Source organism: Nonomuraea sp. NPDC052129 (genome assembly GCF_040680095.1).
GTDB lineage: Bacteria > Actinomycetota > Actinomycetes > Streptosporangiales > Streptosporangiaceae > Nonomuraea.
In genome coordinates this window covers 34,822-48,627 of sequence record NZ_JBFAVX010000049.1, presented here as the reverse complement: position 1 = coordinate 48,627, position 13,806 = coordinate 34,822, and the positions used below count along the sequence as shown (strand labels likewise).

Sequence of the window (13,806 nt, the reverse complement as noted above, 5' to 3'; positions counted from 1 at the left end):
GTGTCACGAACGAAGCAGGCCGTCGAGGTTGAGGTGCACGAGTCCTCGATGGGGAAGGTGGCCGCCCGGGAGGTGTCGAAGGCGGTCGCCTACCTGCCGCCGTGGGTCGTCGCCCCCCTCCTGTACGGGCTCGGCTGGTTCCTGTACGTCGCTCTCGGCTCGGATGACGTGCAGACGATCGCCTGGACCATGGTGTTGATGGCGGCGGCCGTGCTGGTGCTGACCGCGATCACGTGGGCGCAGTCGCACGCGCGCAGCATGTGGGGGCGCGTCCACACCAGCGCCACCACGCTGCTGGTCGGCGTGTGGATGTGCGCTGCGACCATCAACTCGCCTGGCGCGCTGTGGCCGGCCCGGCTGGCGTTGATCGGCGGCCTCACCCTGATCTTCTCGTTCAACATCCGGGCCGCCCTCCGCCGTAAGGGCGTGGACGGGAACGACCTGGTAAGCGACCCGTTGAAGGCGCTGTTCGGCCGGGGCGCGGAGCGGGCCGGGATCGTCGCCGACGCGACGACGACGAAGACGACCGAACACAAGGCCGAGGCGAGCGTTCAGCTCGAACACGGCAAGGGAGTCGCCGAGGATCTGCAGAAGAAGGTGCCGTACATCGAGTCAGGCGCCGGCTTGCCGCCCGGCGCTATCACCGTGTCGGTCGACCCTGACGACGCCTCGAAGGCGAAGGCCACCATCTCGGATCCGCGCGTGCTGAAGAACCGGATCCCGTGGCCGGGACCATCCCGGCCCGGCGGGTCGATCGGTGAGCCCATCCGGTTGGGGTTGTGGCAGGACCTCGACATCGTCGAGCTGCTGCTGTTCGGCTTCCATCTGATGATCATGGGCATGTCCGGGTCAGGCAAGAGCATCGGCGCCTGCTGGAACATCCTGGCCGAGATCATGACCCGGTTCGACGTCGCGATCTTCGCCGCCGACATCACCAAGGCAGATCAGACGCTCGGACCGTTGGAGAAGGGCCTGCACCGCGTCGTGTACACCGCCGAGAAGGCGCGCGCGATGCTGCGGGACATCCAGGCCGAACTACCCAAGCGGACGGCATGGCTGTCTGCGCACGGCTACCAGAAGTGGATGCCCGGCTGCGGCCTGTCCTACTGGATCGTGTGGCTGGAGGAGTTCCCCGACATCTTCGACGCCTTGCCGGAGAAGGAGCAGGAAGAGTTCCTGTCGATGCTGAAGGCGATCCGGTCGGCAGGCGGAACCGTGGTGCTGTCCTTGCAGCGGTCGGACTACACGCAGATGCCGACGATCGCGCGCGGCCAGCTCGCCAAGATGTGCCTCGGTGTCGAGTCCGCGAGCGACGCCAAGTTCGGCCTGTCGCCAGCCCAGCGTGAAGCGGGCGCCCGTCCGGAGATGTGGGCGCAGAAGCAGCCCGGCATGGCTTACCTGGATGCGCCCTCCATCGAGGAGGCTCGGATTGCGATGGCGATGCGGACCTGGGATTGGGGCGTCGACGACCAGGAGGCCAGCGCCCGCATGCGCGCGCACGCCGACAACTGGCCGGCCGTCGCGAAGGAGGTCGACGAGTTCACCGCGATCATCGCGGCCAACTACGGCGCGGATGCGGCGGCCGGACTCGACGACGACGGCCAGGAGGACGAGGGGGAGAAGCCGGTGGGGGATCGGGTGACGACGGAGGATCCGTCGCCGGACATCGAGGCGGGGATCGACGACAAGATCGAGGCGGCCGACAACGCGAAGTTCCCGAAGCGGGAGGGGCCGAGGCTGCCGCCGGAGGAGGCGCGCGGCGTGCTGCTCGCCCAGCTGGCCGCGTGGGCGAAGGAGGAGCGGGAGGAGTTCGCAGTCAAGGATTTGAAGGCGGTGAAGGAGCGGACGGGCTACACATCGCGCGGATGGCTCAACGACCAACTCACGCTGCTCGTCGACGACGGCGTGATCGAACGCGACGACGAACGGCGGTGCTACCGGATCATCCGCGCGGATGTCCTGCTGGGTGAGCCTGTCCGGGTGTGAGTGTCGCGACAGGGGCCGGGGTGTCGGGCGAGGAGGGTTACAGATCGAAGCCTCGCGACAGGTGTCGCGACGGTCCGCGACAGCCGCTCCGACACCCCTGGCGACAGTCGGCGACACCCGCAACCAAGATCGAAAAGCGGAATCGCGCGCATCCCACGCGCAGCCGCGTGATCGCTACTGGGAGTCGCCCGTCCGGGCGGTGATACGCCGCCACAGCCAGCGCACCCCGTCAGGGATGTACTCGGCGCACATGACGGCTGCAGCGATCAGGCCATTCACCGCGAGGATGACGGCCAGAAGTGGGGCATTCATCGAAACTCCTCAAGGGGAAGAGGGGGTCTCCGTCACCGTCCCTCCAGATCCGGACGGAGACCCCGTAACCCCGGTTCGACCGTCGCTTGACGGGCGACGGTCGAACCGGGGAGCTTGCTATGGCCAGTGCTTCTGCGTCCCGGTGAGATGTAGGGCCACAAGCGAACGGAAGGTGTCCGTCGCGAGGTTGGCCGGACCTCTGGCCGTCTCCTCGTAGGAGGGGTGTCGCCCGCGGCGCGTGACGACGTGAGCGCCGCCCTCCTGAACGAGCTGGTACAGGCCGCAGCATGATGTCTCGACCACCCGTGTGCGGTTCCCGGATGGGATGTAAGGCGTCCACTCATGGTCAGACATGCAGGATCACCAGATCTTCAGCATGATCTCGAAGGCAAGGAGGTTTAGACGCCGGTCGATGGGCGCGCGCGGGTCGTTCAGGCTGGTCACTAGCGCTTCGAGGCCCGCCCGTATAGTCGCATTCGCAGGCCTGATGCCGAACCTGGACTCCTGCTCGCCGGCGTTGTAGACGTAAATGAGGCCGTCCTTACCCTCGTGCAGGGTGTAGGCGCGCGGGGGGTCGGGGGTCATGCCGCATCGCCCTCGTCTATGGACCACATGACCAGGTTGAGCATTCCGGCGGTCGCGATGGCGAGCGGCGGATACATACGCGGCCAGTCAGTCCGACGAGCCTGCCAGATGCGGTTATAGCGCCACACCTCCCAGCCGGGCCGCGCGCGCATCAGCGAATTGCACATCATGGCGGCGTTGGCCGGGTCGTCGTAGAAGGCGGCGACCTCCTCGGGAGTCACGTCGGCTCCCCCGTCCGGAACGGCAACTTCCGCGGGGACGTGACCCATGGCAGGGGTACCGGCTTGGGCTTGGTGGAGGGCCGCTCTCCTATATCCACGTCATCGTCATGGCGCATGCCCCGCACGTCTTGGTCCCTGCCCTCGGATTGATATCGAACGGGCCCACACAGCCGTCCTTGCACGGATTCGGCGGTGGATCCTTTGGCTCTTTCGTGTTCACGGTTCTCCTCCTGGAGGTGACCATTTCCGAGTAAGTCGCCGCGCTTCAGGTGGTCGAGGGCCGGGGTCCCGTGCGGTGGATACGGGCCCCGGCCAGTCCCTGCCGGTCCGGAACGGGCAGGGACACATCCGGCAACGAGCCATGGGGACCAGGCGGCGTGCCGGAAGTCTTGATGGTGGCCCCGCGCCGTCCCTCCGGCCGCCGCCATCTGGGCTGCGGGCCAACGAGTCGCGGGGCCACCCACCCGGCGCACCGTGACAGGGGCGACGCGGCAGGCCGGGGAGTTCTTAAGCTCGATCGCCATCAGAGCGCCGCCCCGGACGTGTGCAACGAGTGAAGGATGCGCACCTTCAGGGCCTCGATGTACTGCAGGCGCCTGAGACTCGGGGCGGTGATCACTTGGCCGCTGTCGTGGACGGCGATCCAGATCCCGTCGTCGCGCCGGCGGACGTCGTGGAACTCGGCGATCTCGGCAGAGCCCGAGCTCGTGGGGCTGACGTCGACGCGTCGGGGAGGCAGGGCCAGGGCCAGATGGTCGGTCTGCCGACGCCGCGTCACATCGCCGTCGGCAGACCTGCTCGTGGCGTCAACGCCCGATCTGGCGGGCGGTCGCATGGGGGGAACGGACCTGTGACTGTCCATGCCCAGGACGGTACGAGCCGCTCTAGCAGGATCTCAAGACGATTGCGCGCCATTGCGCTGACGTAGGGCGGAATGGCTCACGATAGCTCCGAAGGATCCCCCTCGGGGAAGTGCGTAGCGGCAAGGTCGTCCAACACGCTGGTCATCAGCGCGCGTGCGGCCTTTCCGTACAGTGCGACATCCTTCATCAATCCGAAGATCTTGGCGTAGACCGCGATCTCCTCCGGTTGCGTAAGCGAGAGCTCCGCCGCGAATGTCTCGACGATCACCAGACGCGTGCCATAGGCCCAGAATCCATGCACGGGCGACTTGGGGAGACGGGCTGTGAAGGGGATCACGCCGAGAGCAACATTGGGCAGGGTGGCCGACGCAATCAGCCGCTCGATCTGCCCCATCAGGACGTCAGGGGGGCACAACAGGTTGCGGATGGCCGCCTCGGTGAGGATGAAGTGGAAGCGGTGGCCGGGCTTGTAGAGGATCTCCTGACGCTCCATGCGGGCTTGCAGGCCATCCTCCAGGTCGTCAACGATGTCGTGGATCGCGATCGACTGGGCCATGATGTGCCGCGCGTACTCCCTGGTCTGGAACAAGCCGGGGACCGTAGCGGGCTCGAATCCGCGGATCAAATCGGCTTCCGCTTCGAGAGTGGCGATCTGGCGCTGCCGGTCACGCGTCCCGGTGCGCAACTGCCGCTGCCACGCCGCGTAGGCCAGCTCGAGGCCACGGAGCTGAGCGATCAGCGACGACTGCTGGTCGGCCGCACCGCAGGCGCCGAGCCAGGCGCGAATGTCGTCCTCGCTGGGCGTCTGTTTGCCGAGCTCGATCCTCGACACCTTGGTGGCTTGCCAGTGGAGCGCCTGCGCCAGCTGCTTGCCGTTGAGGCCGGCGTCCTTGCGCAGCTCGCGCAGCCGCGCTCCAAGTGCTTCACGCGCCTGGCGAGGGTTCGCCAAGATCAGCCCACTTCGGTGCGTATTCCTTGTACGGGATTGCGAGACGCCAGGCTGCATCCCGGCCGGCGCAGAAGCTCTCGATCGCCGCGGGCGCGTCGACGAACTCCATGCCTAGCAGATCGTCGTCGTCGCCGAAACGGAGCAGCACGGCGGTGGCGGAGTCGAACAACCAGTAGTCCTCCGCCGGGAGAGACAGCCCTTCGATCTGGTCGCGCGGGAGGTAGCGGATGACTTCGCCCGCTTCGTCGTTGCCCGCATTGAGACGGAGCTCGAACTGGATGTACTGGGTCGGCGGTTCGGAGACCACTCTCACCCGTTCCACGCGCTTGTCTGCCGAGGTGACGTCCCTGATGAGTTGCATCCAGGTGGCGCGCTGGGCCTTGTTCAGCTCGTCCAGCCGCGGCCAGTCACGAGCTTGGAACGCCTCCCAGCGGTCTCGCTCGGCGGGCACGTTGTATCGGTCGCGGAGTTCCAGTCGGAAGACATCCGACTTGGCCTGGCGGAACAGGTCAAGGAACTCCTCACCTGATATCTGCAGAGTCACTGCGCGCGCCGTCCGAGCTCGATGACATCCCAGGGCACCTCGACAGCGATCTCGTCGGGGGCGAGGTCGCGGAGGTCGCCGAGGGCCTCGGGATCGGTAATACGCTTCCCCTGCACGACAGCGGTGCCGCGGTCGGTCTGGTACAGAGCCGGGCAGTTGCCTTCGTTGCTGGTGTCGGTCTTGCCGAGGTACGTCAGTCGCATGGCGATCCTCTCGACGAGCGATTGCGCGCTATCGCGCGCGTGCTCATCGATATTTCATTCCATGGCGTTGCACGTCAAGATTCCTCGAGGAAACAAAGAAGACGCCCCCGCCGCCTCCCGGAAGGGAGGGGGCGGGGGCGTCTTCATACTGCCGGTCAGAACCTGGGCGTCGAATGCACGCCCGGCGGATAGGCCGACGTCGCCGAAGATGGCGACACGTTCATGCGCAGCACCAGGGCGAGCACGATGTTGAGCGCGGTCACAGTCGCGCCGATCTGCGCCTGCGACAGGTCGAGCCCGAACCCGGCGATCGCGGTCAGTACGGTGCCGACCGCGCCCGTCAGCGCGGACACGATGAACGGCCGGGTCAGGATCGCCACCACAGTGGCCAGGACCGCGGTGGCCACGGTCGAGATGGTCGCCACCTGCACCTGTGTGAGGGGCAGGCCGTAGGCGACCAGGACGGCCACCAGGCTGTTGATGGCGTAGACCCAGACGGCCGGTTCGCGGCCGAAGATACGTACCTGCATGGCCCCTCCAATGAGGTCGGAAAACTATAAGACCAGCGGTGTTTGCACTGGTTAGAGGAAGCGGTATGCGAGCCGGTATATTTTCGGGGCGTTCGTCAGCTCCAGCTGTTGCAAAGCCGCTGATAAAATCAGCGGCTCCCCAACACCTTGATCACGACGTCGGAGTGGGCGACGGACTCGGCGTCGGCTTCACACACGCGTACGCCGGCACACCCGACGCGGCGTCGCTGCCGCGCGTGCAGACCGCGGTGACGCCCTCGAACGTGAACTGCATCTTGGCCGGCATCTTGAAGGGGGCCGGGACGCCGTCGACGCCGGGCAGCAGCACCCGCCGCTCGCCCGTGCGGCACTTGCCGTACCGCGACTTGGCGAGGTTCTTCGCCTCCAGCACCCGGACGGCGCCGGACTTCGTGATGCAGACGCCGTAGCTCTTGGCGGGCTCCTTCGCGGCGGTGGAGGCCGCGGCCAGTCCGGTTCCTCCGGCGAGGACCAGGGCGAGGGCGGCGAAGGGTGCGATCTTCTTCAGCACGGAGACTCCTGTGCTCGGGGACATGAATGCTCGGGACATGAAAAAGCCCAGGCCGTTGGCACCTGGGACGACTTTGAGAGCCCTTTGGGGCAGGTACTACTGCCAGGCGGAGCGCTGAAGGTCAGCGGGGGGCGCGCATGTCGGCCCTGATCTCGTCCCACACATGCAGGAGCCACCAGGGCCGCCCAGGGTTCATCCGCCAGTACTTGCCTGCGATGCGGAGGTAGCGTCGAGGACGGAGTTTCACGAGGTGGGCCAGGCGGCGGCCCACGTGAGCGGGCCGACGACGCCGTCATCGGCGAGGTCTTCGCGGCGCTGCAGTTTGCGCGTGGCTGTACGGGTCTTCTCGTCGAAAGCGCCGTCCACCGTGGTCTTGAAGCCGTTCGTGGTGAGGGCGGCCTGCCAGGTGCGTACGTCCTGGCCCATCATCAGCGGCTCACCGGACACGTACTTGAGGAGGCGGCCCGGCCACGGGGACGGCCCGTCGTGGTCGGCGAGCAGCTGGGCGACGTCGGCCCGGAAGCGGCCCATGTCGACGTGATGGGGGTCGGGCTTGCCCGGCTGAACCTCCTTGTGGCCCTTCACACGGCTCGCCGAGAGCCCGAACGCCTTGCACAGTTCGGCGCACAGTTTCCGGTATGCGTCGAGCTGGATGGTGGGCCAGGGTTCGCTGCCGTTGTTTTCGGCCTCGATGCCGATCGCGTTCGAGTTGTCGTGGTTCGGCGACGTGGACGGGTAGTTGTGCCAGCACCGGCCGGCGGCCACCACGTAGATGGTGCCGTCATGCTTGAGCCAAAACTGCGACAAGGGACCGTCGAGGCCCGGTCTGCCGTCGCGCACCACGTGCATGTCGTTCCGGCCCGCGGTGTGGTGGGCGACGATGCCACGCACAGCCGGCTGCGGTCCGTGGCCGCGCGTCCGCCACCCGGCCACCTCGACCACCGGATATCCGGTTCTCCTGGCTACCGTGGCAAGCTGTGTCAGGTACGGCATGATCACTTCCTTACGTGTCGTCTTCGCTGCTCGTCGCCGGCACCAGTCCGGCGTCCCGCACCTGCCGGGACAGTCGCGACACCTGGCGTTGCAGCGTGTTGATCTGGGCGGCCTGACGGTCGATCTCCGACTGCATTCGGCCAAGCGTGCCCTCGTACACCTGGCGGGCCCGCTCGTAGGCGCCGGCCTCGATCTGTCGAAGGGCCACCCGTTCGTCTGCCTCTGTTTTCGCCACCGACGTGCGCGAGGCTGACCGGGCCGTGTAGGCAGCCGACGCGAGCCCGACCAGCCCGGAGATGACGGCGATGATGACTCCCGCGTCCACGTCACCGTCCCCGGCGTGCGGGTTCTGGCCAGCCGGAGATGACGTGGACGAAGGCTGCCAGGGCGAGCCACACGGCGGCGCTGACGTAGCCGCGGTCCAGGTCGCCGATGAGCCAGCCAGCCAGTTGCACCATCCCCCAAACCACCTTGATGAGCATCGCCGCGGCGAACGCCGCCCTGTCGGACGGCAGGAACGCCTGCACGGCGCACAGGATGCCTACGGCGGCCCACAGGCTCGCCCATGCGGCGAGCGGCAGGATGGCGGCGAGGAAGCGGTAGGGGCCGCTCGTGGGCGCGCTCAGCAGCGACGCAGCGTAGATGACGTCGAGCAGCGCGAAGAAGAGGAGCGCTGCGCCACGGCGGCCGACACGGAAGCGGAGCGTCTCAAGATGTCGCACGCGGCAACCTCCCCGGTCGGTCGAGAGGGTAGGGGTGGCCGCCCGCGCTCCCTTTGGGCAGCGCAAGCCCCGCGGGCGGCCACGATCAGGGGTGCGGATCCGGTCAGGGGTCCATGTGCTGCGCGCCGATCAGGTTGGCGATCAGTTCGTTGAATCGCGTGATCAGCAGATTGATGAGCGTGCCGGTCGCTGCGCCGTAGGTGTCTCCGGCCGCGCCCGAGACAGGGTCCACGTTGGACGCCTTGTACATCATCCGTTTGGTGCCGTTGATGTCTGTGGCGAAAAACCCGGAGGCGTCCGCCCCGATGTGCGCCTCGCCGGCTCCGACGGCCGGGGGCGTCATGCTCTTCAACCGCCACCCCTGTGACGCCTCGGTGAGCGCCGGCCGGGCCTGGGCGCGCAGGTCGGCAACTTCGCGTTCCAGGTTGCGGATTCGGGCGGGCAGGTCGGTTGCGTAGACGTTCATGTCAGGCACCGGGCGCCTCCTGTCCTTCAAGCACGAGTTGGGCTTCTTCGTCGCTGTCGCGTTCCGCTGGGGAGACGCCGATGCCGATGATGCGGCGCGTCTTCCACACCGGCCGATGCCATTCGTTGTCGAAGTAGAAGCGGCCGGTGTCGCCGAGGTTGTTGGGTGTGAGCGACGGCGTCTTGCCGAAGGCGACCGTCGCCTGGTCGACTCTCAGAGCCCCGGCTGCGCGCGAGGCCCAGAAGGCGGCGTAATCCTCCAAGGTTCCCGTCTCGGTCACCGACGAGTAGGAGAGGGTGCGGTCGATGCGCGGCCAGCCTGCCGCCAGGTGGGCGGTCGCCTCGTGCGGGGTGGAGATGAGGGAGGCGGAGGTGGATGCGTCGCTGCTGGCTGATGAGCCGCGGGCCCGCCACCTGGTGGCGCCGCGGAGGGCGTCGATTACTTCGCTCCACGCCAGGATGTCGCCGCCGGAGCGGCCGTCGGCGAACAGGTGCGGCGGCGGATCCAGCACGCCCAATGTGGGGTAGCCCCATACCCAGCGGCGCGTCAGGACGCCGTCCACGTCTTCAAGGTTGATCATCCATTCGAAGCCGTCGTCGACCTGCGCCAGCTCGACTAGCCGCTGCCCGAAGTAGCCGCTCTCGGCCTCCAGGTAGTTGCGGTCTCGGAGCACGCCGGAGGTGCCGCCCTGCAAGGCGAGGCCGATGTTGGCGTTCGGCAGCGCCATCAGCTCCGTCAGCAGGTTGCGGGCGATGGTGATCTGGTCGACGGCGCTGTAGGTGAGATCCTGCTGGAGTTCGACTCGGGACAGCCAGGCGTCCAGGGTGGAGCCCTGCAGTTGGATGGTGGGGGTGTCTCTGCGGCTGCGGGACGGCTGGGCGGAGGTGATCCAATATTCGCCCCAGCAGACGCCCTCGCGGTAGATCTGGCAGGTGATGACGCCCGGCCCGATACCGAGTTCGGTTTCGTCGCGCGGGATGATCTGGGCGACCAGGTCGCCGGTCCGCCGGTCCGGGATCGGGATGGTGGCGCTGAAAGATCCCGGCTGCAGGATCCGCTTGTCGAATTTGACGTTGACCAGGTCGAGGTCACCCAGGTAGGTGCGGTCCAGCAGCCTCGTGAACACGTAGCGGTAGAGCGAGCTGCCCACGCCGGGCGCGAACGGCTGCACGACCGGCGGGTCCGGCGGCGGCGGTGTCGAGCTGACCGCGGCGATGAACACGGTGAACGCCGCCGCGGCCAGTGATGCCGATGCCGTGAACATCGCTGTCCCGGTGGCGGCGGTGGAGACGACCTGGCGTGTCGCCAGCGCGCCAGTCGTCCATGTGGCGGCCTGGCTGCTGCCTTGCGGCGTGAAGCCGGACGGGGTGCCCCACGACACGGACGTTCCGGGCGGCCCGGGAACGCCTGCCACATACCTCAGCTCCATCCCGGCCGGGAATGCCGGGATGAGGCTGGGCGAGAGCATGCCCGTGGTGGGGGTGACCTGGATGCTGTCTTCGAGCGCGCCGGCGATGGCGACGATGGTGACCAGGCCGTCCGCCGACGGGCCCTGCGACGTGAAATAGGTGGGCGGCTCACTGTCGCCGCAGATCCGCTTCCACACTTTGGTGCCTGCCGTCAGACCGGACGGGTCGCCGGCCCACGGGCTGCCTGTGTGTTCGGCGATCAGCTCCCACGTCAGGTCGAAGTAGTGCAGGTTGAGCACGCCATGGCCGCCAGAGTCGGCGGACTGGAACGCCAGGAGTGTGTCTCCCGGCTGGGCGTCGCCGCGGGCTGCGGAACTGGCGGGCAGGCCGATGGTGTTGAAGCGGACGGAGCGGATGGAGACGGCCACGAACTCACCGCCTCATCAGGGTTAGAGCCACGCGTCACGCCACAGGAAGTCGGCCCCGTTGTCGCCGCCCGAGGTGGCCGTGTACGCGATGGTGTTGGGCCCGGCATCGAGGACCATGTCCTGCACCGGGACGATGCCTGCGCCTGTCAGGGTGGACATTTTGTTGACCCCGGCCAGGGTGACGGTGCCGTTTTTGACGTCGATCTCCAGAATCTGGCCGGACGGTACTGTGATCGAGAACCGTAGGGTGCGGTCCAGCGTCTGGTTGACCAGCACCGGGTTGGTGACCGGGCCCTCCATGCGGATGATCGGGCTCGTTTCGGTGTTGCCCGCGTTCGACAGCGCCGTTGGTGTGCCGACCGGGATGGTCGCGCCGCGCCGTTCCAGGCTGTAAATGTTGGGATCGCCGCACGCGATCAGCACCCCGATGTCGGGTAGCCCGGCGTTGTATTTGCCGTCCATCAGGATCGGCCGGTCGATCACCTGCCCGTACGCCAGGCGGGGCGGCCCGTACCCTTTGACGACTAGCGGCAGCGGCTCATCTCCGCTGGAGATGCGGGTCGCGGCGATGACCTGGTCGAGCACCTCGTGCACCTGCGTGGGGTCGGTCGCCGAGTCGGCTTGCAGCCTGATCGACACGATGCGCTGCTGAGGCAGTTTGCGGGCGTCCCATGCGCCGCCCCGGTTCGGCCTGGACACGTTCCGGTTGTCCACGGACGGGGTGCCCAGCCAGCCGTCCACCGGCAGCAGCACATTGACGTCCGTTGTCGGGCCCCACAAGACGCCGTTCCACTCGACTTGGCCGTGCGCGCCGGTGAGTGAGTCGCCGGGCTTGACCGGGATGGACACCGTGAGCGTGGGCCACTCCGAGACGCTTTCGAACGGGGGGAGGGTGAAGCGCTGCTCGTATCGCAGGGTGAGCGCGGGCCACTCCGAGACGCTTTCGAACGCGCCCAGGGTGATGTTGACGTTCGGGGTGGTCACCGTGACCGGCGGCCACTCCGACACCGACTCGAATACGGGGAGCTCGAATTGCTGTTGTACGCCCCGATAGTTGGGGCCTACCCGGCGTTGCGGGGCGGGGTAGGCGCGGCCGTAGCGGGCCACCGGTTCTCCCCTCTACCAGCGTGAGGCGCGGTGTACAGCCGTCCGTGCGATCCACGCCGAGCGCGGCACCGGATCCACTGCCGGCCCGAGCGGACCATCGGACGAAACCGCGTAATCGTCGAAGTAGCTGATCGTCGTCACGACCGTGGCCCGTTTGAGCTCCTGCGTGGCGACCGCGCTGGCGAGGTTGCTGGCGATGGAGGCGGTCGTGGTCGGCGTGGTCGAGTCGGGGCTGTTGTACAACTCGATCGACGCGCCGCCGGTCGTCGACCACATCGCTTCGATGCGGATCCACTGGTTGAGCGTGATGGCCGCGCCGGACACGTCAACGGAGGAGCCGCCAGAGAATAGGGACAGGTTCCCGTTGACCTTCGTGGCGATTCCGCCCAGAAATGAGCCGCCCGCGTTGACTGCGGCCCACAGTGACAGCAGGTCGTGGGCCACGTGTTGGGCCAGGTAGGCGTAGAACCGTACCCAGAACACACTCGCCGACAGCTCGAACCCGATCGAGGTGTTCGCACTGGCCGGAAAAGCAGCCGCCAGGGTGCCGGAGTGCGCTTGCGTGGTGGAGTAGGTGGGACTGCCGGAAACGTACTCCAGGGCGTCGCCGCTGCCGCCGCCGCTGTTGCCCTCCGTGATGACCGTGGTGTTGGTGCCGCCGTCGAAGCTGTTGCGTTTGGTCGCCACGGGCGTTAGTGGCCTTCACGCCAGTACAGCTGCGTGGTGATCGGTACCGTCGCGGCGGCCAGCACCGACACCGCCACCCGCGTCGAGGCGGCGATGACGAACTCGTCGCCGAGCGGGATCCACTCCGCCCAGCCTGTCTGCGGGTGGATCTCCCGCGCCCACAGGATGTCGCTCAGGGTCGGCTCCACCGTGAACGTGGCCGCGCTGGTGGCGGTGCTGGTCACCCCAGACCCGTCCACCGACACGATGGTGGGGGTGGCGCTGCTGGTGCCGGACGTCGTGGTGCGGGCGATCCGCACCAGCGGCGGAACGGCCGTTGAGCTGGCGCCCTTGAACGACACGGCGATGCCGTACAGGCCGAGCCGCTGCGCCCCGGCCGTCAACTGCAGCACCGTCAGCAGCGACGTGCCGGAGGAGACGCCCTGCACATGCGTGGTGTATCGAGCCATGACCTGGCTCCTCTCATGCGGAAACCCCGCACGATGGCGGGGAACGAGTCGATGCAGGTCAGGCGGTGTTACGCAGCACGGTCCGCCACGCGCCGTCGGTGTGGAAGGCGATCTCGAAATCGCCGTCCGCGGTGGTCTTCACGCCCTCGAACCAGCGGAACAGGAACGCCTTGTTCGTCAGCGACGGCGCATAGATGAGCAGCCCTTCAGCCGACAGCGTCGTACTCGTCCAGGTGACAGTGTTGAATCGCCACCCGACCTTGTTCGTGGTCGAAAGGCCGGCGAACGATGTCACGGTCAGATTCTGGCCGCCGGAGGTGTAGCCGGGCCCGGACGATTCGCCCGCATTCCACGGCGCGCTATTCCAGGCCGGGTTGGTCTGGCTGAAGTCGGGGACCACCGTGCCCGTGAACAAGGCACCCTTGAACAGGCCCGGCGTGGTGCCGCCCAGGTCGATGGTGATCGTCTGCCGCATGGTCTTGACGTACGAATCGACAAACCAGGCGTCCTGCGTGATCGCCACAGGGACCTCCTATCTATCTGAGGTTGATGCGGACGTGCTGCTTCTCGCGGCCGTCCAGGGTGGTCTCCTGCGTCGTCTCGTGGCCCGCCTGGTCGGTGACCCGCTTGAACCGGCTGCCGTCTTCGCTGCGCCACTCCGTCACCTGGTCGCGGGTGGCCCACGTCGGCTCGACGGTGATCACGTCCGTTGTCCGGCCCTGGCCGAGCGGAGCGCCACCGCGCATGTAGGCGCCGAACGTGCCGTGAACTTCGGGATCATGCGGCATGGCAGAGCCCGCCTCCTGTCTATCTGGGTTGACGT

20 protein-coding genes are annotated in these 13,806 nt (G+C 67.4%); 1 reads left to right on the top strand and 19 read right to left on the bottom strand.

All coding sequences use genetic code 11. From position 1 onward, the window contains the following. Positions 1–1,986: a hypothetical protein gene (locus AB0L53_RS54830; RefSeq protein ID WP_364013595.1), complete on the top strand. Its 1,986-nt coding sequence runs from the start codon at positions 1–3 to the stop codon at positions 1,984–1,986. A 174-nt stretch (positions 1,987–2,160) separates the two neighbouring features. Here the strand turns inward: AB0L53_RS54830 and AB0L53_RS54825 are convergent, their stop codons facing one another. The 19 genes from AB0L53_RS54825 to AB0L53_RS54735 form a co-directional block, all read right to left on the bottom strand. Next, positions 2,161–2,298 carry a hypothetical protein gene (locus AB0L53_RS54825; protein WP_364013592.1) on the bottom strand — a complete coding sequence of 46 codons (138 nt, stop codon included), beginning with the start codon at positions 2,296–2,298 and terminating at the stop codon, positions 2,161–2,163. A 360-nt stretch (positions 2,299–2,658) separates the two neighbouring features. After that, on the bottom strand, positions 2,659–2,883 hold the full coding sequence (locus tag AB0L53_RS54820; protein WP_364013590.1) for a hypothetical protein: 225 nt from the start codon (positions 2,881–2,883) through the stop codon (positions 2,659–2,661). After that, positions 2,880–3,104, bottom strand: a complete 225-nt coding sequence (locus AB0L53_RS54815) for a hypothetical protein (protein WP_364013587.1) — start codon at positions 3,102–3,104, stop codon at positions 2,880–2,882. The genes AB0L53_RS54820 and AB0L53_RS54815 overlap by 4 nt, the downstream gene beginning before the upstream one ends. Before the next feature lie 523 nt (positions 3,105–3,627). After that, entirely contained in the window at positions 3,628–3,966 is a 339-nt protein-coding gene (locus AB0L53_RS54810) for a hypothetical protein (RefSeq protein WP_364013584.1), read from the bottom strand. Between the two features lie 77 nt (positions 3,967–4,043). Further along, a complete protein-coding gene (locus AB0L53_RS54805) occupies positions 4,044–4,916 on the bottom strand; it encodes a helix-turn-helix transcriptional regulator (protein ID WP_364013581.1) in 873 nt (290 codons plus the stop codon). Then, a complete protein-coding gene (locus AB0L53_RS54800; RefSeq protein WP_364013579.1) occupies positions 4,891–5,460 on the bottom strand; it encodes a DUF6879 family protein in 570 nt (189 codons plus the stop codon). The genes AB0L53_RS54805 and AB0L53_RS54800 overlap by 26 nt, the downstream gene beginning before the upstream one ends. Then, positions 5,457–5,663 carry a hypothetical protein gene (locus AB0L53_RS54795; RefSeq protein WP_364013576.1) on the bottom strand — a complete coding sequence of 69 codons (207 nt, stop codon included), beginning with the start codon at positions 5,661–5,663 and terminating at the stop codon, positions 5,457–5,459. The genes AB0L53_RS54800 and AB0L53_RS54795 overlap by 4 nt, the downstream gene beginning before the upstream one ends. Before the next feature lie 155 nt (positions 5,664–5,818). Continuing rightward, entirely contained in the window at positions 5,819–6,193 is a 375-nt protein-coding gene (locus tag AB0L53_RS54790) for a hypothetical protein (RefSeq protein ID WP_364013573.1), read from the bottom strand. A 151-nt stretch (positions 6,194–6,344) separates the two neighbouring features. Beyond that, on the bottom strand, positions 6,345–6,722 hold the full coding sequence (locus AB0L53_RS54785) for a hypothetical protein (protein ID WP_364013570.1): 378 nt from the start codon (positions 6,720–6,722) through the stop codon (positions 6,345–6,347). 243 nt (positions 6,723–6,965) lie between these two features. Then, positions 6,966–7,715 carry an N-acetylmuramoyl-L-alanine amidase gene (locus tag AB0L53_RS54780; RefSeq protein WP_364013567.1) on the bottom strand — a complete coding sequence of 250 codons (750 nt, stop codon included), beginning with the start codon at positions 7,713–7,715 and terminating at the stop codon, positions 6,966–6,968. A gap of 10 nt (positions 7,716–7,725) precedes the next feature. Then, positions 7,726–8,040: a hypothetical protein gene (locus tag AB0L53_RS54775; RefSeq protein WP_364013564.1), complete on the bottom strand. Its 315-nt coding sequence runs from the start codon at positions 8,038–8,040 to the stop codon at positions 7,726–7,728. A gap of 1 nt (position 8,041) precedes the next feature. Next, on the bottom strand, positions 8,042–8,437 hold the full coding sequence (locus AB0L53_RS54770; RefSeq protein ID WP_364013561.1) for a hypothetical protein: 396 nt from the start codon (positions 8,435–8,437) through the stop codon (positions 8,042–8,044). Between the two features lie 103 nt (positions 8,438–8,540). Next, positions 8,541–8,903: a hypothetical protein gene (locus AB0L53_RS54765; protein ID WP_364013558.1), complete on the bottom strand. Its 363-nt coding sequence runs from the start codon at positions 8,901–8,903 to the stop codon at positions 8,541–8,543. A gap of 1 nt (position 8,904) precedes the next feature. Next, positions 8,905–10,740, bottom strand: a complete 1,836-nt coding sequence (locus tag AB0L53_RS54760; RefSeq protein ID WP_364013556.1) for a hypothetical protein — start codon at positions 10,738–10,740, stop codon at positions 8,905–8,907. Positions 10,741–10,761: 21 nt separating this feature from the next. Then, the gene (locus tag AB0L53_RS54755) at positions 10,762–11,847 is read right to left on the bottom strand and encodes a hypothetical protein (RefSeq protein WP_364013553.1); all 1,086 of its coding nucleotides are present in this window, start codon (positions 11,845–11,847) and stop codon (positions 10,762–10,764) included. A 12-nt stretch (positions 11,848–11,859) separates the two neighbouring features. After that, on the bottom strand, positions 11,860–12,534 hold the full coding sequence (locus tag AB0L53_RS54750) for a hypothetical protein (protein ID WP_364013550.1): 675 nt from the start codon (positions 12,532–12,534) through the stop codon (positions 11,860–11,862). Between the two features lie 5 nt (positions 12,535–12,539). Next, positions 12,540–12,983, bottom strand: a complete 444-nt coding sequence (locus AB0L53_RS54745; RefSeq protein WP_364013547.1) for a hypothetical protein — start codon at positions 12,981–12,983, stop codon at positions 12,540–12,542. A gap of 58 nt (positions 12,984–13,041) precedes the next feature. Further along, on the bottom strand, positions 13,042–13,506 hold the full coding sequence (locus AB0L53_RS54740; RefSeq protein ID WP_364013544.1) for a hypothetical protein: 465 nt from the start codon (positions 13,504–13,506) through the stop codon (positions 13,042–13,044). Positions 13,507–13,519: 13 nt separating this feature from the next. After that, entirely contained in the window at positions 13,520–13,771 is a 252-nt protein-coding gene (locus AB0L53_RS54735) for a hypothetical protein (protein WP_364013541.1), read from the bottom strand. Between the last annotated feature and the right edge of the window lie 35 nt (positions 13,772–13,806).

Coding starts and splice junctions, on each gene's coding strand:
- AB0L53_RS54825 (WP_364013592.1), bottom strand. CDS start 2,298: ATGAATGCCCCACTTCTGGCCGTCATCCTCGCGGTGAATGGCCTGATC.
- AB0L53_RS54820 (WP_364013590.1), bottom strand. CDS start 2,883: ATGACCCCCGACCCCCCGCGCGCCTACACCCTGCACGAGGGTAAGGAC.
- AB0L53_RS54810 (WP_364013584.1), bottom strand. CDS start 3,966: ATGGACAGTCACAGGTCCGTTCCCCCCATGCGACCGCCCGCCAGATCG.
- AB0L53_RS54795 (WP_364013576.1), bottom strand. CDS start 5,663: ATGCGACTGACGTACCTCGGCAAGACCGACACCAGCAACGAAGGCAAC.
- AB0L53_RS54790 (WP_364013573.1), bottom strand. CDS start 6,193: ATGCAGGTACGTATCTTCGGCCGCGAACCGGCCGTCTGGGTCTACGCC.
- AB0L53_RS54780 (WP_364013567.1), bottom strand. CDS start 7,715: ATGCCGTACCTGACACAGCTTGCCACGGTAGCCAGGAGAACCGGATAT.
- AB0L53_RS54765 (WP_364013558.1), bottom strand. CDS start 8,903: ATGAACGTCTACGCAACCGACCTGCCCGCCCGAATCCGCAACCTGGAA.
- AB0L53_RS54745 (WP_364013547.1), bottom strand. CDS start 12,983: ATGGCTCGATACACCACGCATGTGCAGGGCGTCTCCTCCGGCACGTCG.
- AB0L53_RS54735 (WP_364013541.1), bottom strand. CDS start 13,771: ATGCCGCATGATCCCGAAGTTCACGGCACGTTCGGCGCCTACATGCGC.